Source organism: Niallia sp. WK069_GA_01, from assembly GCF_983173855.1.
In genome coordinates this window covers 571,219-584,773 of record NZ_OZ470138.1, presented here as the reverse complement: position 1 = coordinate 584,773, position 13,555 = coordinate 571,219, and the positions used below count along the sequence as shown (strand labels likewise).

The 13,555-nt window shown below is 37.3% G+C and carries 14 protein-coding genes; 2 read left to right on the top strand and 12 right to left on the bottom strand.

What is annotated here, in order from left to right:
* Positions 1-726: 726 nt before the first annotated feature.
* Positions 727-1,323: a TetR/AcrR family transcriptional regulator gene (locus tag AC5LWL_RS02880; RefSeq protein WP_493432916.1), complete on the bottom strand. Its 597-nt coding sequence runs from the start codon at positions 1,321-1,323 to the stop codon at positions 727-729.
* A 305-nt stretch (positions 1,324-1,628) separates the two neighbouring features.
* On the opposite strand from AC5LWL_RS02880, the gene AC5LWL_RS02875 reads away from it, so the two are divergent.
* Positions 1,629-2,903 (top strand): methyl-accepting chemotaxis protein, encoded by a 1,275-nt coding sequence (locus AC5LWL_RS02875; protein WP_493432915.1) that lies wholly within the window; start codon positions 1,629-1,631, stop codon positions 2,901-2,903.
* A 53-nt stretch (positions 2,904-2,956) separates the two neighbouring features.
* Here the strand turns inward: AC5LWL_RS02875 and AC5LWL_RS02870 are convergent, their stop codons facing one another.
* The 8 genes from AC5LWL_RS02870 to AC5LWL_RS02835 all read right to left on the bottom strand — a co-directional run bounded on the left by AC5LWL_RS02870 (position 2,957) and on the right by AC5LWL_RS02835 (position 9,542).
* Positions 2,957-3,391 (bottom strand): hypothetical protein, encoded by a 435-nt coding sequence (locus AC5LWL_RS02870; RefSeq protein ID WP_493432914.1) that lies wholly within the window; start codon positions 3,389-3,391, stop codon positions 2,957-2,959.
* Between the two features lie 126 nt (positions 3,392-3,517).
* Positions 3,518-4,102, bottom strand: coding sequence for a hypothetical protein (locus AC5LWL_RS02865; protein WP_493432913.1), 585 nt, complete (start codon positions 4,100-4,102; stop codon positions 3,518-3,520).
* Between the two features lie 87 nt (positions 4,103-4,189).
* Positions 4,190-5,074: a UTP--glucose-1-phosphate uridylyltransferase GalU gene (galU, locus tag AC5LWL_RS02860; protein ID WP_493432912.1), complete on the bottom strand. Its 885-nt coding sequence runs from the start codon at positions 5,072-5,074 to the stop codon at positions 4,190-4,192.
* Positions 5,075-5,529: 455 nt separating this feature from the next.
* The gene (locus tag AC5LWL_RS02855) at positions 5,530-5,886 is read right to left on the bottom strand and encodes a DUF4181 domain-containing protein (RefSeq protein ID WP_493432911.1); all 357 of its coding nucleotides are present in this window, start codon (positions 5,884-5,886) and stop codon (positions 5,530-5,532) included.
* A 164-nt stretch (positions 5,887-6,050) separates the two neighbouring features.
* Positions 6,051-6,686 (bottom strand): DUF421 domain-containing protein, encoded by a 636-nt coding sequence (locus tag AC5LWL_RS02850; protein ID WP_493432910.1) that lies wholly within the window; start codon positions 6,684-6,686, stop codon positions 6,051-6,053.
* A 126-nt stretch (positions 6,687-6,812) separates the two neighbouring features.
* The gene (locus AC5LWL_RS02845) at positions 6,813-7,838 is read right to left on the bottom strand and encodes a CobW family GTP-binding protein (RefSeq protein WP_493432909.1); all 1,026 of its coding nucleotides are present in this window, start codon (positions 7,836-7,838) and stop codon (positions 6,813-6,815) included.
* Positions 7,839-8,270: 432 nt separating this feature from the next.
* Positions 8,271-8,804 (bottom strand): YdhK family protein, encoded by a 534-nt coding sequence (locus AC5LWL_RS02840; protein ID WP_493432908.1) that lies wholly within the window; start codon positions 8,802-8,804, stop codon positions 8,271-8,273.
* Positions 8,805-8,936: 132 nt separating this feature from the next.
* Complete coding sequence (locus tag AC5LWL_RS02835) at positions 8,937-9,542, bottom strand: LysE/ArgO family amino acid transporter (protein ID WP_493436522.1); 606 nt, start codon at positions 9,540-9,542, stop codon at positions 8,937-8,939.
* Positions 9,543-9,663: 121 nt separating this feature from the next.
* Between AC5LWL_RS02835 and pdxR the strand changes: the two genes are divergently transcribed.
* A complete protein-coding gene (gene pdxR / locus AC5LWL_RS02830) occupies positions 9,664-11,121 on the top strand; it encodes a MocR-like pyridoxine biosynthesis transcription factor PdxR (RefSeq protein WP_493432907.1) in 1,458 nt (485 codons plus the stop codon).
* Positions 11,122-11,397: 276 nt separating this feature from the next.
* Here the strand turns inward: pdxR and AC5LWL_RS02825 are convergent, their stop codons facing one another.
* The 3 genes from AC5LWL_RS02825 to AC5LWL_RS02815 are packed head-to-tail and all read right to left on the bottom strand — an operon-like array spanning position 11,398 to position 13,447.
* Positions 11,398-11,733 carry a hypothetical protein gene (locus AC5LWL_RS02825; protein ID WP_493432906.1) on the bottom strand — a complete coding sequence of 112 codons (336 nt, stop codon included), beginning with the start codon at positions 11,731-11,733 and terminating at the stop codon, positions 11,398-11,400.
* Positions 11,734-11,753: 20 nt separating this feature from the next.
* Positions 11,754-12,989: a glutathionylspermidine synthase family protein gene (locus AC5LWL_RS02820; RefSeq protein WP_493432905.1), complete on the bottom strand. Its 1,236-nt coding sequence runs from the start codon at positions 12,987-12,989 to the stop codon at positions 11,754-11,756.
* Positions 12,989-13,447 carry an RNA helicase gene (locus tag AC5LWL_RS02815; RefSeq protein ID WP_493432904.1) on the bottom strand — a complete coding sequence of 153 codons (459 nt, stop codon included), beginning with the start codon at positions 13,445-13,447 and terminating at the stop codon, positions 12,989-12,991. The genes AC5LWL_RS02820 and AC5LWL_RS02815 overlap by 1 nt, the downstream gene beginning before the upstream one ends.
* Positions 13,448-13,555: the final 108 nt, after the last annotated feature.

Here is a 13,555-nt window from a genome sequence, read left to right as displayed (position 1 = left end):
TGTATGCAGGCAACTCCATTTTCCAATCTATTTCATTTTTTTCTTCGTAAAAGAATTAGATTTTAGAAAACAGCCTTTAAAAACGAAGTGGAATGGAGCGGAAGACACTCGACTCCTGCGGGAAGTAAAGGAAAGGCTGAGACCCCGCGGAAAGCGAGTGCTGTAGCGCAATGGAACAACCTAGTTTTATACTTAACTACTCAAACTTCGCAGTTATAAACTCCTCTTCATGTATTGCCATAACTTGGTTTAGAGCAATTAGAAAAGAATGATTGATTCGTCTTTTTGGGTGTTTTTTTGCAAACATTATTTCTTATAAATAGGGGCTTTCTTTCCGTTTCAGGATGCTCGCTTTCCGTGGGGCGTGCGATGAGCCTCCTCGGCGCTTGCGTCTGCTTAGGTCTCATCTAAAACCCGCTAATCCCACAGGAAGTTATCTTTCACAGGGGCTAGGCGCTGGAGCTAGACAGCCTTCACATTCCAAAAAATATATACTTTCTCACCTTTTAAAAAACAAGCCTCCCATTTTATTGTTCTTAAACCGAGTAATATCAAGACTTGCAAACGAATTTGAAGGCGCGAAGTTTGAGTTAACTATATTAAAAAACATAAATAACCACAGTATAGGGAAGTAACCATTTAAATGCTAAATTAGAGAATGTTCGTCTTTACCTATTATCTATTTCGTTATGTCTCAGCCTCTTTCATCCGTAACCGAACGGGAAACTATTGTTTCTTTATGCCTGACAATAGCAGCTCCCATACTGAATCAAATTCTTCCTCAATGGAAGAAGTCGACCATTCGTATGCATGTGCAGGATGGTGAAAACGAGTAGTTGCAGAAAACAAGGCTCTAGCTATTTTGTCTGGCTGACCCGCTCTGAATTCCCCTTGCTGTATTCCTTTTTCTATCATCTTGGCTATTTGTTTAAACAGCTTGTTTAGGTGGATTGTAATTATATCAACCGCTTCTAGTGTTACACTCGTATACATTGCAAACATTTCTGGATCTTCTTTCGCAAACTTTCTTTTATAATGAATTAATGCCTCGAACCATATTCGCAGCTGCTCACTAGCATTTTCCACTGTTTGTTGTGTCAATATTTGTTCTAAAGGGTCCGAAATTTGTTGCTGCAGCCATCGTTCTGTTGCGGCTTCTCTTAATGCTGCTTTGCTGGGAAAATGCCGATAGATTGTTCCATGACTAACCTTTAGAGCACGAGCAACATCCACAACAGATGTTTTCTCTGGACCATAACGCCGCAATGCTTGTTCTGCCATGTCTAAAATTGCTTCTTTTGTTAATGGTAAATCATTTGCCATCTTATTCGAAGAGAAAACGACCCTAATTGCTACACTTGAATACCGCTGCTCTTCTTCCCTCCTCCAGTTTCGTTATACTTAACCTATCATAACAAGTATAGAGTATCAATATCGTTATTTTGTCAGCATATATATTCTACTATTCCTCTGTGGGCAAAAAATAAAGAATGGAAATATTATATAATTTTGTCTTATTTACTAAATTTTTGTTAGAAATTGTCGAAAATTTGTTCATTTTTCCAAAATTATTCCGATATAGAAACAAGTGAGTAAATAATACGCTTTGGAGGAAGGGAAGAAGTTTAGTGAAGAGTAAGTTAAAGGGTAATTTACAGATGAAATTGACAGTAAGTCTATCAGTTCTTTTATTTTTTCTCATGATGATTAAAACAACTATAGTGGAGGTCGCAACTATACTATTTAATCGACCTCTAGTTATTGAAATTAGTTCCAGTATTAGCATTATTATTATTGGTGCCGTCATTATTTATTTTATTATAAAATTTCTTGTGAATAAACCAATGAGAAAGCTAATGGACGTTGCAGAATTATATGAAAAAAATGATTTCACAAAACGGGTAGAGTTAACTTGCAACGATCAATTCGAGGAATTGGGACAAGTATTGAATCGCTTAGCTCTAAACTTGCAAACAATATTACAAGAAACACAGGACACCAGTAATATGGTGGCTTCGACATCTCAACAGCTATCGGCAACTTCAGAAGAAAGTACAAGAGTAAGCGAGCAGATTTCTCTTACTATGACGAAACAATTAGACTTAGTGAAAAACCAAGTACAACGAGTGGATGAAAGTAAAAAATCAGTAGATGAATTAGGGAATAGTATGAAAGCGATTGCCGAAAGTACAAAAGTTGTAGAAGAGCTAACCGATTCTGCTTCTCAAAAGGCAACAACGGGAATTAGGGAAATCACTAGTTCCTTGCAGCAATTAAGTTCTATCAATGAATCTGTTGCCGGTTTATCTCGAACCATTCAGAAGCTTGGCGAACATTCTAATCAAATTGGAAATATCATCGGCGTTATTACAGGAATTACCAACCAAACGAATTTGTTGGCATTAAATGCTGCAATTGAAGCAGCGAGAGCCGGGGAACATGGAAAAGGATTTGCTGTCGTTGCGGATGAAGTGCGAAAACTAGCGGAAGAATCCTCCTCCTCATCAGAGAAAATTCAAGAATTAATCAAAGCGATGCAGCTAGAAACAAAAGCAGTATTACAATCGATGGATGCTTCCTCGACTGAGGTATCATCTGGTATCCAAAAGGTATCTACCATCAGCCGTACATTTGAATCCATTCAATCATCTATTAAGCTATTAGAAAAAGAAATTAAGACTGTTTCCAACAGAACCTATACTATAGAAAAGGATACAGGAAATGTCATTCAATCGGTTTCCGATGTCAAAGATTTCATCACCCTTTCCTTTACTAGTACACAAGAAATATATAATGCTTCAGAAGAGCAGCTCGCATCCATGGAAGAAGTGTCAGCGTCAGCAGAATCTCTCTCCACATTAGCAGATGACCTGAACAGTTTAATACAGAAATTTAACGTTTAAAATAACTAAGATAAGAGGGTGCGCTGATGAAAAGAAGATGGACACCTTCTTATTTAATAATCTTTACACGTAATAATGAGATGTATACTGCCAAAGAACAACGTTGGAATAATGGCCATATACTGATGAAGCCATATCTCTGCCAATACAAAATAAACGACTGGAATAATGGCCATCCCCAAAAGTACAACCAAATTTTTATTGCCAGTAAAATAGAAGATCCAAAGCATATAGTAAAAAATTAATAGGATCACTATAGCTATTGTATAAGTACTTATTATTTCAGAAACTTGAGTGCTTTTATTAAATATAAGCAAAAAGATAAATATCCCCTGACTTCCATGCTCCAAAAAGTCCAAAAACGAATGACTATTTGCTTTATTTCCTGATTCATCTGAGGGGGGAATAAAAAAATAAATTAAATTTGGCAACATTGGCAATAAAAAGATGATAAGACCCATCCATGAAAAACCGAAATAATAGTTCACTCCATGCATTCTCCCTTTAAAATGGACTTTCCTTTGTCCCTGCACTCTAATAGATGTTTATATACTATTCATTTTACACTTCCTGCTGTTCTTTCGTACAATTTCCGGCAAACTTGCTTAGCTTTTTCACGTTTTTTCCCCGGTAATCCTGCGTTTCTTCCGATAATTTCGCGTTTCTCTCGATAATTCCGCGCTTCTCCTCATAATCCCGCGTTCCTCACGATAATTCCGCGCTTCTCTCGATAATTCCGCGTTCCTCCACGTAATTCCGCGTTCCTCTCCATAATTCCGCGCTTCTCCCGTTAATTCCGCGTTCCTCCACGTAATTCCGCGTTCCTCTCCATAATTCCGCGCTTCTCCCGTTAATTCCGCGTTTCTCCCAATAATTCCGCGCTTCTCCACATAATTCCGCGCTTCTCCACATAATTCCGCGTTTCTCCCAATAATTCCGCGCTTCTCCACATAATTCCGCGCTTCTCCCGATAACTCCGCGTTTCTCTCAATAATCCCGCGCTCCTCCCGATAATTCCGCGTTCCTCCTCGTAATTCCGCGCTTCTCCACATAATTCCGCGTTCCTCCCGATAATTCCGCGCTTCTCCACATAATCCCGCGCTTCTCCCAATAATTCCGCGTTTCTCCCGATAATTCCGCGTTCCTCCACTTAATTCCGCGCTTCTCCACCCTATTTCTCTGATCTCCTTCCCCCACACTTCTCCTATTTTCTCCATAAAAAAGAACGATACTTGTCTTTTAATAAGTATCGTTCTTTTTATGATGTTTATTATCTAAGAAGGTTCTTAGATTTTCACTTCGTACTTAGAAAGCATCTCTTTCATATATGTAAGAAGCTCTTCTTGTAAGTCGTTTTGCTGTAGTCCGAATTCTAGTGTTGTTTTCACAAAGCCTAATTTTTCGCCGACATCGTAACGATTGCCTTCGAAGTTATAAGCAAATACGCGTTGAATTTCGTTTAGCTGCTGAATCGCATCTGTGAGCTGGATTTCTCCGCCTGCACCTTTTTGCTGTTTTTCCAAAAATAAAAAGATTTCTGGTGTTAGTACGTATCGACCCATGATCGCTAAATTGGAAGGAGCTGTTCCTAGCGCTGGCTTTTCTACAAAGCTGTTTACTTGATAGCGTCTTCCTTCTTGAATGCTTGGATCAACAATGCCGTAGCGGTTTGTTTCATGATCTGGCACCGTTTGAACACCAATGACAGACGAGTGTGTTTCTTCATATTGATCCATAAGCTGCTTTAAGCAAGGTGTATCACTTTGCACGATATCATCCCCTAAAAGAACAGCAAATGGTTCGTCCCCAATAAAGCTTTTTGCACACCAAACTGCATGTCCTAATCCTTTGGGCTCTTTCTGACGAATATAGTGAATATCTGCTAAATTAGAGGAATATTGAACTTTTTCAAGAAGATCAAATTTCTCTTTTTCTAATAGATTATGCTCTAATTCATGTGCATAATCAAAATGATCCTCAATTGCTCGTTTTCCTTTTCCTGTGACAATGATAATATCTTCAATCCCTGAAGCAACCGCTTCCTCCACTATGTATTGAATCGTTGGCTTATCAACAATCGGCAGCATTTCCTTTGGCATCGCTTTCGTTGCTGGCAAGAATCTAGTTCCTAACCCTGCTGCAGGTATAATCGCTTTTTTGACTTTTTTCAATGTGAATCCTCCGATCGCTAGATAAATAGATTGGTGAAGTGCGTTTTAAGAACAAGCTATGAAGGCTACTTTAGTCATACTTCATGCAGTTGTTCTATATAACGTACATCTATTCTATCATCTTTTTTCGTGATTTGGTAATAAATTGTTAGATACTTTAACGTATTTTTACAACATAGTTATTTAATAACAGATATTGTTAAGGAGGCATTTGCATCCTGCTTCTATTATATCATTTTGTAAAAAGAGAGAGGGGGCAGTTATTGTCGATTTCTGTCAAATAATCGAGAATAATTAGTATGGAAACGTAAATAGCATCCTTTTATAACTGGGTAGAGATATTCCTATTTAAAAGCAGCTATTTTATGCTGACCATTCAGGTTAACAGTGTATCGTTGCACACGATAGATAAAGCGTTATCATTTATTTGCGAGAGAAAACCCATCGGTATTTCCCTATGTTTGATAAACAAAAAATAATAGACTTATCATTATTAGATATAAAACAATAAATGCGATAGTCAAAATATATTGTTTTCCTTCTCGATTATACTTCCATTCCATAAAACCTCGATAAAGATGAAATAGCAGAACGTAAATGATAAGAACAATAAGGCTATGGTCGATAAATACCCATAAAGTAATAACAAACAAAATAAAGATAATTCTTTCTCCCCAGCGTTGTATGTTATTTAAGCGATGATAAATAAAGGTATCTCTCTTTGGAATAGAGAATTTCTTTTTCAAATATTTTTCCATTACAAATGAAATGACTAATAGTATTGCGAAGAATAATAAAAATTTAACAAACATACATTCCCTCCTTTTTCCATTATAACATGAAAAAGGGATATAATTTCTATTTATAATAAGTTCGATTTCCTAAACTAAATACAATAAGAGCTGCGTCTAGCAGAATATTATCCCCCTTCCACTAACACGAAAAAGAGGAAAATCCTCTTCCTCTCTCAAAATCATTAATAACAAATCAAATAAAAACCGTGTTGCTCTGACCATTCTGCATAGAATACTTCTTTTGCTTTCACATTTCGTTTCATAAGCTGTTCTTGCAGCCATGCTTTTGATTTGCCTATTTTTTTCAGTCCATGTTCTTTCATTAATCCTTCATCCATTACCATAATCGATGGAGTTGGTGAGTCTGTGTCTGGATTTTTTATGGCACTGATCATGCCGTTTGTTTCCAATAGCACATAGTTAGCATCCTTTAGGGAAAAAATATCTTTTTCTCGAAGCATGGATCGGAGCTGTTCCATTTCAATATGATTTTTCTTTAATTCATTGATATTCGGCTTTCCATTCTCAACAAGCTCTGCTGGTTCCCCTTTTAACGGTTTTTTCACTGTATCTATTTTTTGGACAAGAATTTCTACTATATAAATTAGCAGTCCCCACACTGCGATGGCACATAAAATATGTAAAATCGATATTTTTTCATCATAGAGAGATTCTTCTAAAATGCCGCCTAGTATTAACGTATAAATAAAATCAAATGGTGTAACTTCTGACATTTCCTTCTTTCCAAGCAAACGCATTACAATGATAAGCGCAATCAATCCAATAACAAGCTTTAAAATAATCATTCCATATACCAAATTAGTAGTCCCCCCTTTTTAATGTTTTGCTGTTCTATTCCCTTAAGGAGGGAGGATTATTCACCAATGGAGAAATCTATCTCTATAAAAAAGAACAGGAGGAAGTTTCCCCCTGTTCTTAGAAGCCTATCTTCTATTTAATAATCGTTTTGTTTTCACAAAGTTGCGATTAAAGCTTTCCAGAATTTCATCCCTATTCAGAGAATTACCAATTAAGATAATAGTTGGCTGATTACTAGCTTCTTCTTCCAACAGTTTTTTCATCGCTAATTTTCCTGATGAAAATTGAAAGGTGTATAGTCCTTTGTTATTCTCTAATGAAATAATCCCCTTTCCTCTTAATAGTACATTTGCTGGCATTTTTTTTAGCCATTTTTCTAGTTTTCCCCGATTAACTTCGGGCGGATTGTCTATTTTTAGTGCATTAATAGTAGAATGGTTATGGTTATGCTTATGTTCGTGATGGTGGTCATGCGAATGCCCATTGCCTTTCCCATCAGTAGAATTTTCTGCGGTTTCAAGCTGGACGACCGTATACCTTTTTTTGAGAAGCTCCTGCATCGAAACTTCGCCGAATGTTGTCTGAATAACTGGTACTAATGGTCTTACCTGGTCTTTTACTTTATTTTCTATTTTACTCAATGTTTTTTCTTTTACTAGATCCGCTTTATTTAATAGCACAAAGGTAGCACTTGAAATTTGCTCTTGCAGCAGTTTCCTTACCTCTGCTGTACTGGAAAAGATGCTTTGATATTCTAAGTAATTACTCGCATCCACTAAGCTGATCATCGATTGTAATTGAAAAATCTCTAAGTATTTGTTGTTTAATAATACTTCTTCTATTTCAATAGGGTTTGCCACACCAGTGCCTTCAATAAATAATACATCTATGTTATTTTCTTTCGCTTCATTGGCGAAATAATCTAATGTCTCCTTCAAATCATCTTGAATAGAGCAGCAGATACAGCCATTTAACAGTTCTTGAATATTTTGGTCTTTAAACATATGACTCTCGACATTTATTTCCCCTAATTCATTTAAAATAATACCTGGGCGCTGGTTATTTTTTTCGCATTCTTTTAATAAATTTAATAGAATCGTTGTTTTTCCACTTCCTAAAAAACCGCTGATAACATATACTGGAACTTTCATACAATAATACTCTCCCTTCTAATAACTGTTTCGAATGGTATATTTCTAATAAGAAAAGCGCAAGCGCCTTGGTAAGCCCCGAAGAAAAATGTTCTCCTGACTCCAAAAGTGCTTTTTACTTTTAGAGGCAGGAGGTTATCTTTCACAGGGGCTAGGCGCTGGAGCTAGACATTAATCTAAGTTGAAAAATTTTATACTTTCTTATCTTTCAAAAAAAATCGTTACAGCTTTATCTAAATTGTAACAATTACGATTTATAAAAGGAAATAAAAAGAAGTTTATCTCCTTAGCCTTGCTCTAAACAGACCATCATTATTTTTATCTATATGTCCTTATTTTGAAAAATAGACTAGTCGTTTTATAAAAATAACTGCAAAACGGTGACAAATTTAGACCTTAAGTTGTCACCGCTTTTGCAGCATTTTCCCACGCTTATTCTGCTTTTAATTCGTTTTCTGTCAGCCATTTATGATTGGTGACTTTTTTCCCGCCAGTTGTTGGTGTGTAATCAACCATATAAACCGTCGCCTTTTCCGCTGATTCTATTTTTGCAGTTGCACCTTTCATGCCTGCCATATGATCCGCTTCAAGCGTTACTTTTGTTCCAGATGCCAGTTCGGTCTTTCCAGCATTTTTCATTTCCTCTTGGACAACCCATTTATGGTTTCTAACCTTTTCTCCACCAGTTGTTGGAGTATAGGATACCATATATACGGTCGTATTGTATGAGCTCAAGACGGTTCCTTTGGCTCCCTTCATGCCTTTCATATGATTTGCTTTAATGCTGACACTACTGCCATCCATATACTTTGGATTTGCCGCTTCCATTAAACCATCTGGAACATCCTCTGTACTTGTATGAATATGCTCTTTTGAAGAGTCTGATTTGGTTTTATTCGTTGTAGTGCAAGCTGTTATGCCCACAAATAAAAGAATGAAAATAATAACCGCTGTTAATTTTTTCATCTACGTCCTCCTTTTTCCTCTATTTATCGTTTTATCACAAATGGGTGAAGTTTAAACATAGGGAAAGAGAGTCAAATTTGTCGAAAAATTGGTACATTAGGGGGAAAAGGAGAAGTGAGCAGGTTCTTCTTTTTAAAGAGATTTGGCCATCATTATCGCCATTCCCCACATCATGATTGCGGAGGCTTTATTCAAAATTACGAGCAGTTTCCCGCTTTTATCTGCGATTCCTGTTATTTTTCCCATAATAGCAAGGCTAAGGAACCAAAGCCATGATACGAAAATACAGACTGCTGTAAATATGTATTTTTCCATCCCTTCATAAAGCAAGGAGCTTGTTCCGATTACACCAATCGTATCCAAAATGGCGTGTGGATTTAACAAGGAAACGGATATAGCAAATACTATCTGTTTTTTCGGCGTAGCAGTTTCTGCTCTTTCTTTACTGATTGTTGGCTTACTATTCCATATTCCATACCCCATATACAGTAAAAAACAAATGCCAAGCAACAGTAATATCGTTTTCACCCAAACTATTTTTACTAAAAAAACAGATACCCCAAGCACAGCCAACGTGATTAAGATTGTATCGCAAATGGACGCGGTAATGATAGCAGGCAATGCTCGTTTAAATTTATGCTGTGTTACTCCTTGATTAAAGATAAATAAGTTCTGTACACCTAAGGGCAAAATCAGCCCTAACGCTAGAATAAATGCATGAATGCCTGTTTGCAGCATCCTTTGTCCTCCTCTTCTAAAAACAGTGTAAAGATAAGGAAGCTTTTTGTCTCCAGCCAATTGGATGGCATCCTTCCCAACCAATACGTTATAATGAAAAAAAAGCGGAGGGAAAAACAAGATGAAGCATACAGAAGAATGGATGCTGGATAAACAATCTTCCACTCCCCTTTATCAACAAATCTATAATTATATAAAAAATAAAATTATTTATGGCGAATGGACAGTTGGCTTTAAATTACCGGCACAAAGGAAACTGGCAGCCATGTTTCAAGTGAACAGAAGCACGATTGTTTCTGCATTGGATGAATTGACAGCAGACGGTTTTCTTCAATCAAAGGTGGGGAGGGGCACAATTGTGCTTAATAACTCATGGAGTCTACTATCTGCCGAGCAGCCCCCTGATTGGAAAACATATGTACAGTCAGGGATCCATCAGCCTAATCTCCCAACTATTCAAGAGATTAATAGAGACGAATTTATACCAAATATTATTCGTCTTGGCACTGGAGAGCTAGCATCAGAATTGCTTCCTTCTAAAATGGTACAGACTACTTTTCAGCAGCAAACAGAAGCTAGACTTTCTTTAAGCTACCCTGAACCAAAAGGAGATCTACGCTTAAGAAAAGTCTTGTGCCACTATTTAGAAAAGAAGGGGATTCGCGTTTCGCCTTCTTCCATTCTTGTTGTTTCAGGCGGAATCCAAGCATTGCAGCTTATTTCGATAGGATTATTGCCGACAGGATCGACTGTATTGCATGATACAGCTTCGTATTTGCATTCAATTCAGGTTTTTCAATCTGCTGGCATAAATCTATTAGATATTCCAATGGATAAGGATGGAATGCTGATTGACTCCATTACTCGTTTAAAGAGACTTCATCAGACCGACTTATTATATACAAATCCTACTTTTCAAAATCCAACTGGCTCTATTCTACCTTTGGAGCGGCGGCATGAGTTGTTGGCGATTGCTGCAAAAGAGGGAATTCCAATCATAGAAGATGATGTATATGGCGATTTATGGTTTGATGCACCTCCTCCGCCAACTTTAAAGGAACTGGATAAATGCGGCACGGTTTTATACATTGGCAGCATGTCCAAAGTACTTGGACCAGGATTACGAATCGGTTTTATTACAGGTCCCGAATCTGTCATCGAAAGACTTGCCGATATTAAAATGCAAACAGATTATGGTTCGAGTACCTTATCTCAATTTATCGTGGCGGAATGGTTGTCCAATGGTTTTTATGAAAAATACACCGAAAATTTACGACGAGAGTTAAAAAGACGAAGAGATATAACCTTAGATTTATTGGAGAAGCATTTTAAAGAAAAGGCAATTTGGACCATTCCAAAGGGAGGTTTTTATATCTGGCTTTCCATTCTCCCCACTATTTCCATGAGTGCCTTATTCGAAGTGGCAAGACAAGAGGGCATTTTGCTGAATCCTGGTCATATGTATAATCGAAACAGCAAACAGCATCTGCGAATCTCTTATTCTTATGCAACAGAAAAGCAGCTGGAAATTGGATTAGTGAAGCTTGCAGAACTGATTGAGCGTTTGAAGCATACATAAGATTTTACGGGGGAAAAAGATCGATTTTTGTCGAATAATCGAGAAACTAGGAAAAAAAGAAGATAAACATGGGAAAATAAAAGATAAATCGAAAAAAAAGAAGATAACCATAGAAAAATAAGGGATATACCCTTCAAAATAAGCGAATACGAAATTGGTAGCCTTTTCATTTAGAACAATTAGCGTTTGACTCTCTTATGATAAGGCTTTCCCTACAAATATTGCTCGTTTTTTTACGCGCATCTTTTTACAAAAAAAAGCCGCGATGGTCAAGCTTTACCATTCGCGCCATTCTTCGGTTATATCTTCTTCCCACTCCAACCCCATAATGCTTGCGGCTTCGATAATAAACTCACATAATTCTTCTCTTTCCATTGTTTCGATGAAGTATTCAAATGTTTCATTAATTTCATTTAACCGAAGCACTACTTTTTTTACACAAGCTATAATGCTTTTATCTGTTGCATTTTCTCCTGCTTGTTGCAGATCTTGGATAAATGCATCCAGCACTTCAGTGGCTGCTTCCACATTCTCCTCTGTGAAAAGATCATCGCCTTCTTCCATTCGTTCTTGCCAAGCAACAGTCGGACTCGTTAATTCTGCAAGTTCCATCGCAATATTCCTCCATTCATTTATTCTTCCAACCCCATCGGCAAATAATAGGAAAGATTATTCGTTATCGTGCCGCCAATGCGATAGCCTACAGCAGCCGCTTTTCCATTCACAAGAAAACTCCCAATCAGCAGCTTGCCTTCTTGTGTTCCTTTTTCACTGGAAAAGGTCGCATGAGGATGCTTCATATATAACTGATATACGGGAAGGTAGTTCGTATATGATTTTTCCTTGTCCGCATATGCCAGCTTTCCGTGCTTATTATAAATTTCCACGGTATCTCCTTCTCTGCCGAATGCCGGTTTTTTCACAAATGGCAAGCCTAATTGAAGAAAATAATCCGGTTCTAAAAAGGTTGGCAGGAAGTAGGCTTCAATCCATTCATGCTCTTCTTTTGTAAAAAAAGCATGATTTTCGATATGCAATCCCCAAATTACTGCCTGTACCGCTTTGTTCTGCAATAAAAAAGCAGATGGGGGATTGATGATATCCAGTTTTCCCTTTTCTACTAATTCTAAAAGCCATAAGCCAATTTTATTGCCAGCTCCGTCTTCATCGCTTATTAAATTTTCAATTGGAAAGGTTTGTCGGTACAAAATATGTATTCGTTCTCCCTCTTCATCAAAAAGACCGACCCCTTTTTCGATTTGCAGCTTGTGAAGGGGAATAAACTTCGAATTTCCGCCAGCTAATTTTTGCAAATAAAGGACTGTTTCCCTGTCCTCGATATTATCTTCATGAGCGGTAAAAACAATATAAGGATCTTGATTGGCGTGTTTTTGGCTAAGCTCATTCATCACCATGCGAATTTCTCTGCTTAATAATAGATCACTATTTTCATTCGGATTTTTAACTGCAAACGCTTTGCACACCTTGCCATTCATATAAAAAAGTTCTTTAATAAATGTTGGCGTATCGCTGTTTATTTCAATGCATTTATACCCAGTGCCGGCAGGAATCAAATCAAGGCGGGAAATAACACTTTCAGTAGCCATCTTTTTTAAACGAAGAAAAGCGATTGTTTCTTTCGGGAATCCCATTTCCACCAACGTCTGATCAGGTACCTCCCGCAGCAGCTTGCTTACCTTGAAAAAAATACTGCCAATTCTTGTGCTGGCAATCTGCAGTTTTTGTAAGTTCTGCTTATTTATTAATGCCGTGTCATAAAGGGCGTATTCTTCGTTATAAAGATCTGCCCAGAATGAATCAAATTGGCTGTAGAATGCTTTTCTTTTATGATGATAATTAGACAACACTATGCATCCTCCCCAATATCCTTCACATACAGGACATATACACTTCGATCTTCATCGATTTCAGAAGACATGACCACTTTTTGCCCCATTTTCGGGATATCAACAATGTCTTTAAGCAGGTAACGGATAATATCAAAATGGGCATGGCATGGAATAACTGAAACAAGCCGGTAATTCTCCGCTTCACTATGCCTGCGAATTTCTATATTTAATCCTTTGCCACGATAGTTCTTTTCATCTAATACAGCTGAATTTCTGCCGATATCCTTCAGCACAAGAATATCTTCGTCTTCTGCCATTTCATTGGAAATCAATTCATACTGCTGGCCTCTCATAATAAAATAGGTGCAAAGCTGGCGGGCATACAATTCATCAATGCCTACTGCCGGGATTTCATATTCGTAAAACGGCTGATAATCTTCATTTCCTTTATCGATAAAATAGGTTAGTTTTTTCATTATTCTCCCCTTTTAATAAAATAAGAAAGATAACATTTTCAACTTAGTTGAGTGTCTGGCTCTGGGTCTTCTCCCTGCGATAAGTTAACATCAATTTCGCTATTACTC